The sequence below is a fragment of the Streptomyces sp. NRRL F-2664 genome, assembly GCF_000719345.1.
In the GTDB taxonomy this organism is placed as follows: Bacteria; Actinomycetota; Actinomycetes; order Streptomycetales; family Streptomycetaceae; genus Streptomyces.
The window spans coordinates 99,108-108,217 of record NZ_JOFX01000022.1; the positions used below are offsets into that span (position 1 = coordinate 99,108).

General features: G+C 73.0%; 9 protein-coding genes. 4 read left to right on the top strand and 5 right to left on the bottom strand.

Annotation, left to right across the window (positions count from 1 at the left end; translation table 11 throughout):
• Positions 1–6: 6 nt before the first annotated feature.
• The gene (locus IF89_RS0120315) at positions 7–462 is read left to right on the top strand and encodes an Lrp/AsnC family transcriptional regulator (protein ID WP_030027017.1); all 456 of its coding nucleotides are present in this window, start codon (positions 7–9) and stop codon (positions 460–462) included.
• A gap of 41 nt (positions 463–503) precedes the next feature.
• Here the strand turns inward: IF89_RS0120315 and IF89_RS0120320 are convergent, their stop codons facing one another.
• Complete coding sequence (locus IF89_RS0120320) at positions 504–695, bottom strand: DUF1059 domain-containing protein (protein ID WP_030769845.1); 192 nt, start codon at positions 693–695, stop codon at positions 504–506.
• A gap of 416 nt (positions 696–1,111) precedes the next feature.
• On the opposite strand from IF89_RS0120320, the gene IF89_RS0120325 reads away from it, so the two are divergent.
• Positions 1,112–1,912 (top strand): carbon-nitrogen hydrolase family protein, encoded by an 801-nt coding sequence (locus IF89_RS0120325; protein ID WP_030769848.1) that lies wholly within the window; start codon positions 1,112–1,114, stop codon positions 1,910–1,912.
• A 75-nt stretch (positions 1,913–1,987) separates the two neighbouring features.
• On the top strand, positions 1,988–3,685 hold the full coding sequence (locus IF89_RS0120330; RefSeq protein WP_030769852.1) for a flavin monoamine oxidase family protein: 1,698 nt from the start codon (positions 1,988–1,990) through the stop codon (positions 3,683–3,685).
• Positions 3,686–3,775: 90 nt separating this feature from the next.
• Here IF89_RS0120330 and IF89_RS0120335 read toward each other — a convergent pair whose 3' ends face one another.
• The 4 genes from IF89_RS0120335 to IF89_RS0120350 all read right to left on the bottom strand — a co-directional run bounded on the left by IF89_RS0120335 (position 3,776) and on the right by IF89_RS0120350 (position 7,877).
• Positions 3,776–4,339: a hypothetical protein gene (locus IF89_RS0120335; protein WP_030769854.1), complete on the bottom strand. Its 564-nt coding sequence runs from the start codon at positions 4,337–4,339 to the stop codon at positions 3,776–3,778.
• A 73-nt stretch (positions 4,340–4,412) separates the two neighbouring features.
• Positions 4,413–5,054, bottom strand: a complete 642-nt coding sequence (locus tag IF89_RS0120340; RefSeq protein ID WP_030769857.1) for a DUF5995 family protein — start codon at positions 5,052–5,054, stop codon at positions 4,413–4,415.
• 76 nt (positions 5,055–5,130) lie between these two features.
• A complete protein-coding gene (locus IF89_RS0120345) occupies positions 5,131–6,525 on the bottom strand; it encodes a uracil-xanthine permease family protein (protein ID WP_030769860.1) in 1,395 nt (464 codons plus the stop codon).
• Positions 6,526–6,638: 113 nt separating this feature from the next.
• A complete protein-coding gene (locus tag IF89_RS0120350) occupies positions 6,639–7,877 on the bottom strand; it encodes an MFS transporter (protein ID WP_030769864.1) in 1,239 nt (412 codons plus the stop codon).
• 64 nt (positions 7,878–7,941) lie between these two features.
• Here IF89_RS0120350 and IF89_RS0120355 point away from each other — a divergent pair, with 64 nt between their 5' ends.
• Positions 7,942–9,084 carry an ROK family transcriptional regulator gene (locus IF89_RS0120355; RefSeq protein ID WP_030769869.1) on the top strand — a complete coding sequence of 381 codons (1,143 nt, stop codon included), beginning with the start codon at positions 7,942–7,944 and terminating at the stop codon, positions 9,082–9,084.
• Positions 9,085–9,110: the final 26 nt, after the last annotated feature.

Genomic DNA, 9,110 nt, shown 5'->3' on the forward strand with positions numbered 1-9,110 from the left:
CCCCCCGTGCGACTGAACGATCTCGACGAACGCATCGTGCACGCCCTCGCCGAGGACGCCCGACGCTCCTACGCGGACATCGGCTCCGAGGTCGGGCTCTCCGCCCCCGCCGTCAAGCGGCGCGTGGACCGGCTGCGCGCCGAAGGCGCCATCACCGGATTCACCGTCCGCGTCGACCCTGCCGCCATGGGCTGGGAGACCGAGGGCTTCATCGAGATCTACTGTCGCCACAACACCTCGCCGGACGACATCCGGCGAGGCCTGGAGCGGTACCCCGAGGTGGTGTCCGCGTCGACCGTCACCGGTGACGCGGACGCCCTCGTCCAGATCTTCGCCTCCGACATGCGGCACTTCGAGCGGGTCCTGGAACGCATCGCGGGCGAGCCCTTCGTGGAGCGCACGAAGTCCGTCCTGGTCCTCTCCCCGCTCCTGCGCCGCTTCACCTCGGGCGCCCCGGCGTAGGCGGTCCCCGCAGCGGGCGGCCTCCGCCGCACGGGTGGGCCTCAGGCGTGCTGCGGGGCCTCGTCCTTCAGCATGCCGCGCAGCGAAGTCCGGAACTCCGCCGTGTCCTCGTGTCCGTGCACGGACGCGGCGTGCTGGGCCGCCGCCGCCACGACCTCTTCCTCCTCGCCCGAGATCGCGAGGGTGCAGTTCGTCTCACTGGGGTAGTCCCTGCAGTCCATGACCTTGCGCATGACGAGCCTCCCGGGACGGGTGTCCGCCGGCGCCGACGCCGGACGGTGCACCACCCACGATCCTCTTCCCGCAGGCGTGACGAAACCCCGGCGGCCCCGTGCGCCCTCCCCGACCTGCCCGACCTCGTCGACCAGGTCACAGCGGCCGGCCGTACCGCGGTGTACGGTCACCTCGGCACCCGCGAGGAACCGACCGCGGACGCCGTGCCACCTGGGGTTTCACCGCCCTCCCTGCTGTGCAGGACCGCCGAGTGAGCGGCCCCGGGCGGCGCACCGCGCAACGAATCGCCGCTACGGGCCCTCAACGCGCAACGAATCGCACACCAGCGCGCAACATCGGCGTCTTGTTGCGCCTGGACAGCGAAACGTACCGTTCATAGGACCGCACCCACCCCTCCTGCCACAGAGGTACGCCCATGCCCCCGCTGCGCACCGCCCTCCTCCAGAGCTCCGGAGTCCTCGGCGACGTCGCCGCGAACCTCAAGGCTCTCGACGAGGCCGCCGAGCGCGCCGCCCAGGCGGGGTCCGGGCTGCTGGTCACCTCCGAGATGTTCCTCACCGGCTACGCGCTCGACCTCGACGCCGTACCCGGCCTCGCCGAGACCCGCGACGGCGACAGCGCCCGCACCGTCGGCGAGATCGCCCGCCGCCACGGAGTCGCGGTCCTCTACGGCTACCCCGAGCGCGACGGCGAGACGGTCTACAACTCCGCCCAGCTCATCGGCCCCGACGGCGCCCGTCTCGCGAACTACCGCAAGACCCACCTCTTCGGCTGCTTCGAGCAGGACGCCTTCACCCCCGGCGACACCCCCGTCGTCCAGGCCGACCTCGGCGGCATCCGCATCGGCATCATGATCTGCTACGACGTGGAGTTCCCCGAGAACGTCCGCGCCCACGCACTCGCCGGCACCGACCTCCTCCTCGTGCCGACCGCCCAGATGCACCCCTTCCAGTTCGTCGCCGAGCACCTCGTCCCCGTCCGGGCCTTCGAGAACCAGATGTACATCGCGTACGTCAACCGCACCGGCCCCGAGGGCGAGTTCGAGTTCGTCGGCCTCAGCTGCCTGGCGAGCCCCGACGGCACCACCCGCACCCGCGCCGGCCGCGGCGAGGAGATGGTGCTCGGCGAGGTCGACCCCGAGCTGCTCAGCGCCTCGCGCGAGAACAACCCCTACCTGCGCGACCGCCGGCCCGGGCTGTACGCCTCGCTCGTCTGACCCCCACCAGCACCCCGCCGCACCCCGCCCCCACCGCTCCACCCCCCGAGCCCTGCCCGCAAGGAGTCGCACCCCATGACGTCCACGGTGCCCACCACCGCCGTCCCGCACAGCGACGGTCAGCCGCCGATCACCATGTTCGGTCCGGACTTCCCGTACGCCTACGACGACTTCCTCGCCCACCCGGCAGGCCTCGGCCAGATACCCGCGACCGAGTTCGGCACCGAGGTCGCCGTCATCGGCGGCGGACTCTCCGGCATCATCTCGGCCTACGAGCTCATGAAGATGGGCCTCAAGCCCGTCGTCTACGAGGCCGACCAGATCGGCGGCCGACTGCGCACCGTCGGCTTCGAGGGCGCCGAGACCGAGGGCCTCACCGCCGAGATGGGCGCCATGCGCTTCCCGCCCTCCTCCACGGCCCTCCAGCACTACATCGACCTCGTCGGCCTCGTCACGGAGCCCTTCCCGAACCCGCTCGCCGAGGCCACCCCCTCCACGGTCGTGGACCTCAAGGGCGAGACGCACTACGCCGAGACCATCGCAGACCTCCCGCAGGTCTACCGCGACGTCGCCGAGGCCTGGAACGCCTGCCTCGAAGAGGGCGCCGACTTCTCCGACATGAACACCGCGATGCGCGAGCGGGACGTCCCGCGCATCCGCGAGATCTGGGCCAAGCTCGTCGAGAAGCTCGACGACGAGACCTTCTACGGCTTCCTCTGCAAGTCCGAGGCGTTCAAGTCCTTCCGCAAGCGCGAGATCTTCGGCCAGGTCGGCTTCGGCACCGGCGGCTGGGACACCGACTTCCCGAACTCCATCCTGGAGATCCTGCGCGTCGTCTACACCGAGGCCGACGACCACCACCGCGGCATCGTCGGCGGCTCCCAGCAGCTCCCGCTGCGCCTGTGGGAGCGCGAGCCCGAGAAGATCGTCCACTGGGCCCCGGGCACCTCCCTGTCCTCCCTCCACGGCGGCACCCCCCGCCCCGCCGTGACCCGGCTGCACCGCACCGCCGGCAACCGCATCACCGTCACCGACTCCTCCGGCGACATCCGCACCTACCGCGCCGCGATCTTCACCGCGCAGTCCTGGATGCTCCTGTCGAAGATCGAGTGCGACGACACGCTGTTCCCGATCGACCACTGGACGGCGATCGAGCGCACCCACTACATGGAGTCGTCCAAGCTGTTCGTCCCCGTCGACCGGCCGTTCTGGCTGGACAAGGACGAGGAGACCGGCCGCGACGTCATGTCGATGACGCTCACCGACCGCATGACCCGCGGCACGTACCTCCTCGACAACGGCCCGGACAAGCCCGCCGTCATCTGCCTCTCGTACACCTGGTGCGACGACAGCCTCAAGTGGCTGCCGCTGTCCGCGAACGAGCGGATGGAGGTCATGCTGAAGTCCCTCGGCGAGATCTACCCCAAGGTCGACATCCGCCGCCACATCATCGGCAACCCGGTCACCGTCTCCTGGGAGGACGAGCCCTACTTCATGGGCGCGTTCAAGGCCAACCTCCCCGGCCACTACCGCTACCAGCGCCGCCTCTACACCCACTTCATGCAGGACCGCCTCCCCGAGGACAAGCGCGGCATCTTCCTCGCGGGCGACGACATCTCCTGGACGGCCGGCTGGGCCGAGGGCGCGGTCCAGACCGCCCTGAACGCCGTCTGGGGCGTCATGCACCACCTGGGCGGTTCCACCGACTCCACCAACCCAGGCCCCGGCGACGTCTACGACGAGATCGCCCCGGTCGAACTGCCGGAGGACTGACCCCCGGCCCCCGATCACGGGCCGCCGCCCCGCGCCGTCAGCACGCGGGCCGGCGGCCCGTTCTCATGTGCGGGGTCCGGCCGCGGTCGCTCAGCACTGCCACAGCAGCGCCGCGCGGCCACACCCCCCGCACACGTGGGCGTAGGCCCGCCCCGCGCCGAAGTTCATGGCGGTGACCGGGTCCGGGCCCTCCTCCAGGCCCGCCACGAAGCCCATCGGCCGTGCGCACGCGGGGCAGTCGGGGGTCTCGTCGTACTGGAGCCAGTCCGGTTTTCCGCCGAGCGAGCCCAGCACCGCCCGCCCGTCGGCCGCGGCCCCCGCGGGCACGGCCGCCCGTACGGCGCCCAACCCCAGAACCTCCGGATCCGCACCGCGCGGCACCGGTACGGGCACCAGCCCCCCGGCGGGCAGCAGCAGGGCCAGGTTCCCGCCCGCGGACGGGCTCCACTGCTCGCACTCGCCGGGCCGGTTCGCGCACATGAACAAGGCGAGCACACCCGCGTCGAGCACGATCCGGGCGAGGAACTGCAGCGGGCGCGCACACGGGCGGCACACGGGCCAGACCATCGCGGCGGGACCCAGCGGCACGCCGCCGGTCCGGCTGACCGGGGCGTCCTGGGCAACCGGCCCGCCGTCGAGGAGAAGTGTCGTCATGGCCGGAACGTATCGGCCGGGGCCCTGACAGCGGCCGCACCGGCCCGGGCCCGCAGGGAGTCCGCGCCCCGGGTCAGCCCCGCGGGGTCAGCAGGCAGCGGCCGACCAGGCCCACGCCCGCGTCCAGGGAGTCGGTGAACTCCTCGGCCAGGTCCGGCGCCCGGCGCAGCGTCCACAGCAGCCGGGCCGCCGACCAGGCCCCGGCGCGGGCGCGCTCCAGGCTCCACGAGCCCACCAGGTGGGTCAGCGGGTCGGCGATCTCCAGCAGGTCCGGGCCGGGCATCAGGTCCTCCCGGATGTGCTCCTCCAACGAGACCAGCGTGTCGCCGACCCGGTCGAAGTCCGCCTCCAGAGCCCGCGGTTCGCAGTCCAGCTCCCCGCACGTGGCCACCACGGCGAGCGCCAGGTCGTGGCCGATGTGCGCGTTGATCCCGGCCAGCGCGTGCTGGAGCGGCCGGATCCCGGGGTGGCGCCGGTACTGCAGCAGCGGGCGCCAGCAGGCCGGGGCCCGTTCCGCCTCCACCGCCGTCAGGTACCGTTCCGCGAACCGCACGCTCAGGGTCGCCGCCCGCCGCGGCGCCGGGAACCCGCCGCGCTCGATGCGATGGTGCAGGGTCTCCGTCACCGCCAGGTAGACCCGGTTGAAGACGGCGACACCGTCCTGCGGCGGGAGCCGCTCCTCCAGGGCGCGCATCCGCGCCAGCACCGCTTCCATGGGAGGCAGAGTCGCAGGCGGCGACGCGGATCCGGGGAACTTGGCCGTACGCTTCCCCGGTTCGGGCGAAACCCCGTCAACGGGGCTTGTCCTGCTCATCCCCGTCGTCGTACCCCGAGGTCCCCGCATCCAGCAGCGGCTGCTGTGCCGTGAGGTGCGCGGGAGCGAGGGCGCGCAGCGCATGGTAGCCGCCGATCACCACGATGGTGCCCAGTGCGATGCCGCCCAGCTCGAAGCTGTCGGTGATCTGCAGCTTCACGCCGCCCACGCCGATGATGATGCCCGCGGCGGCGGGCACCAGGTTCAGAGGGTTGCGCAGGTCCACCCGGCCGTTGATCCAGATCTGGGCGCCGAGCAGGCCGATCATGCCGTACAGGATCACGGTGATGCCGCCCAGGACGCCGCCCGGGATCGCGGCGACGACCGCACCGAACTTCGGGCACAGGCCGAAGAGCAGCGCGAAGCCCGCCGCCGCCCAGTAGGCCGCCGTGGAGTAGACCCGGGTGGCCGCCATGACACCGATGTTCTCGGAGTACGTGGTGTTGGGCGGGCCGCCGACGGCCGTGGACAGCATCGACGCGGCGCCGTCCGCGGCGATGGCCGTCCCCAGCTTGTCGTCCAGGGGGTCGCCGGTCATCTCGCCCACCGCCTTGATGTGACCGGCGTTCTCGGCGATCAGCGCGATCACCACGGGCAGCGCGACCAGGATCGCCGACCACTCGAAGGACGGCCCGTGGAAGGACGGCAGCCCGATCCAGTCGGCCTTCGCGACCGCGGAGAGGTCCAGCCGCCAGTGGTCCACCGCGGCCTCCCCGCCCACCGTCGAGTGGATCTTCCCGAAGAGCAGGTCGGAGAGCCAGGAGAGCGCGTACCCGAAGACCAGGCCCAGGAAGATCGCGATGCGCGACCAGAAACCGCGCAGACAGACCACGGCGAACCCGGTGAACGCCATGGTCAGCAGCGCCGTCCACTGGTCCTGCGGCCAGTACGTCGACGCCGTCACCGGCGCCAGGTTGAAGCCGATCAGCATCACCACCGCGCCCGTCACGACCGGCGGCATTGCCGTGTGGATGATGCGGGCGCCGAACCGCTGCACCGCCAGACCGGCCAGGAACAGGGCCACGCCGACGACGAACACGGCACCCGTGACGACCGCGCTGTCCCCTCCGCCGGCCCGGATCGCCGCCGCCACACCCACGAAAGACAGCGAACAGCCCAGGTACGAGGGCACCCGGCCGCGCGTCGCGAGCAGGAAGACCACCGTCGCGATGCCCGACATCATGATCGCCAGGTTCGGATCCAGGCCCATCAGGACCGGCGCGACGAAACTCGCACCGAACATCGCCACGACGTGCTGGGCACCCAGCCCGGCGGTCCGCGGCCACGACAGCCGCTCCTGCGGCCGGACCACCGCGCCGGGGGCGGGGGTCCGCCCGTCACCGTGCAGGGTCCAGCCCACGCCGAGGCCCATGTTCCACTCCACTTCCCGGTCCTACCGGTCACCGTCGTCCGGACGAGCACGGCAGCGGCCGCGCACACATCGAAGCCGCAGCGCACGGGGTGCCGCTGCGGCCCGTCGACATATTACGGCCGGGTATCGGCAGGTTCGTGCCGATCGGCCGGACCGGCCTTCCCGGCGGACGAGCCCCCGGACGGCGCCGCCGGCGGCTTCGGACGCAGTACCGAAGCACCCACCACCAGCGCGAACGCCAGCACGGTCACCAGCCCGAACGACACCACCAGCGAGGTCGCGTCCGCCACCGCGCCGATCGCCGACGGCGCGATCAGCCCCGAGGTGTACGTGATCGTCGCGACGCCCGCGATCGCCTGCGCCGGATTCGGGCCGCTGCGCCCCGCCGCGGCGAAGGCCAGCGGCACCACCACCGCGATACCCAGACCGAGCAGCCCGAAGCCCGCCAGCGCCCCCGCCGGATGCCGGACCCCGACCACGAGCAGACCGCCGAGCGTGGCCAGCACGCCGCCCGCGCGGACCGTGCGCACCGGTCCGAAACGGTCCACCACCCGGTCGCCGACGAGCCGGGCCACGGCCATGGTCAGCGCGAAGGCGGTGGTGGAGGCCGCCGCGAGGCCCGCGTCCGCGTCCAGGACGTCCCGGAGGTAGACCGCCGACCAGTCCAGGCTCGCCCCCTCGGCGAACACCGCACAGAAACCGATCGCACCGATCAGCAGCGCGGACCGGGGCGGCAGCGCGAAGTGCGGCGGCGCCGGCGCCTCCGCGTCGCCGCGCAGGTCCAGCACGCCCCGTACGGCGACCAGCCCGCCCGCGGTCAGCACCAGCGCGGCGACCACGTGGTGCAGCCGGGCATCGGTCCCGGCGTGCGCGGCGACCGTACCGGCGGCCGACCCCAGCAGCGCGCCCACGCTCCACATGCCGTGCAGGGAGGACATGATCGAACGGCCCAGCCGGTTCTCCGTCTCCACGCCCAGCGCGTTCATCGCCACGTCCGACATGCCCGCCGTCGCCCCGTAGACGAAGAGCGCCGCGCACAGGACGGGCAGGTTCGGGGCGAGGCTCGGAAGGATGAGCGAAAGGGTCCACATCGTTAGCAAACCGCGCAGCGCCGTACGGGCTCCGAAACGGTGGTTGATCCGCCCGGCCAGCGGCATCGCCAGCGCTGCGCCCAGGGCGGGGAAGGCGAGCGCCAGCCCGAGGGTGCCCGCGCCGAGCCCGGCGTGGTCCTGGATCCAGGGGATGCGCGTGGCGAAGGAGCCCGTGACGGCTCCGTGGGCGCAGAAGACGGCGGCGATGGCGAAGCGGGCATGGCGCAGGCGCGCCGGGCTGAGGTCGGTGTCCCCGGTCATGGCGCATAAACTATCAGGGACCCTGCCTGATAGATACTGGCCCCGACTCCCTAGGATGGGCGCCGTGACTGAAGCGACCGCCCCGGTACCGTCCCCCGCCTCACCCAGCACGGCCCGGGCCATCAACGACCGCCTCGCCCTGCACCTCCTCCAGGACGCCGGACCGCTGACGGCCACCCAGCTCAAGACCAGGACCGGCCTCTCCCGCCCCTCCGTCGCCGACCTCGTCGACCGGCTCACCGAAGCCGGCCTCATCGAGGTCGTCGGCGAATCCGGCGAACAGCGCCGCGGCCCCAACGCCAAGCTCTACGGCATCGTCGCCCGCCGCGCCCACCTCGCCGCCCTCGACGTCCGCACCGACCGCGTCACCGCCGTCGTCACCGACCTGCTCGGCCACCCCCTCGCCGAAGCCGCCCTCCCCGTCGGAGCCCCCGAGGACGCGGTCGCAGCACTCCTGCGCACCGCCCACGAGGCGGGCGCCGCCCCACTGCACACCGTCGTCGTCGGCGCCCCGGGCCTGGTCACCCCCGCCACCGGCGAACTCCGCGACACCATCGGCCTGCCCGCCTGGCACCGCGACCTGGTGACCGGCCTGCAGCGCACCCTGCCCGCCACCGTCGCCGTCGAGAACGAGACCAACCTGGCCGCCCTCGCCGAACAGCGTCTCGGCGCCGCCCGTGACCTGGACTCCTTCGTCCTGCTGTGGCTCGGCGCCGGAGTGGGCGCCGCCGTGGTGCTGGACGGCCGGCTGCGTCGCGGCGCCTCCGGCGGCGCCGGCGAGATCGGCTTCCTCCCCGTGCCCGGCACCGGCGGCCTGCCCTCGGCCGCCGACTGCGCGGGCGGCTTCCACGCCCTGGTCGGCCGGGACGCCGTCACCGCGCTGGCACACGAACACGGCTTCCAGGGCACCGCCGAACAGGCCGTCGCCGGAGCCGCGGGCGAGACCTTCCTCGAAGCCCTGGCCGAACGCCTCGCCCTGGGCGCGGCCGCAGCCGCCGCCCTGCTCGACCCGGGATGCGTCGTCCTGGCCGGAGAACTCGGCCGCGCGGGCGGCCCCGCCCTGGCCGCCCGCGTCGCCGACCGCCTGGCGAAGCTGACCCCGGTTCCCACGGAGATCCGCGCCACCACCCTCGGCGACCCGGCCGTCCTGGCGGGCGCCCGCCTGGCGGCCCGCGAAGCGGCCCAGGCGGTGCTGTTCGGGGGATAGAGGGGGCGGGGGCCGGGGGCTTGGCG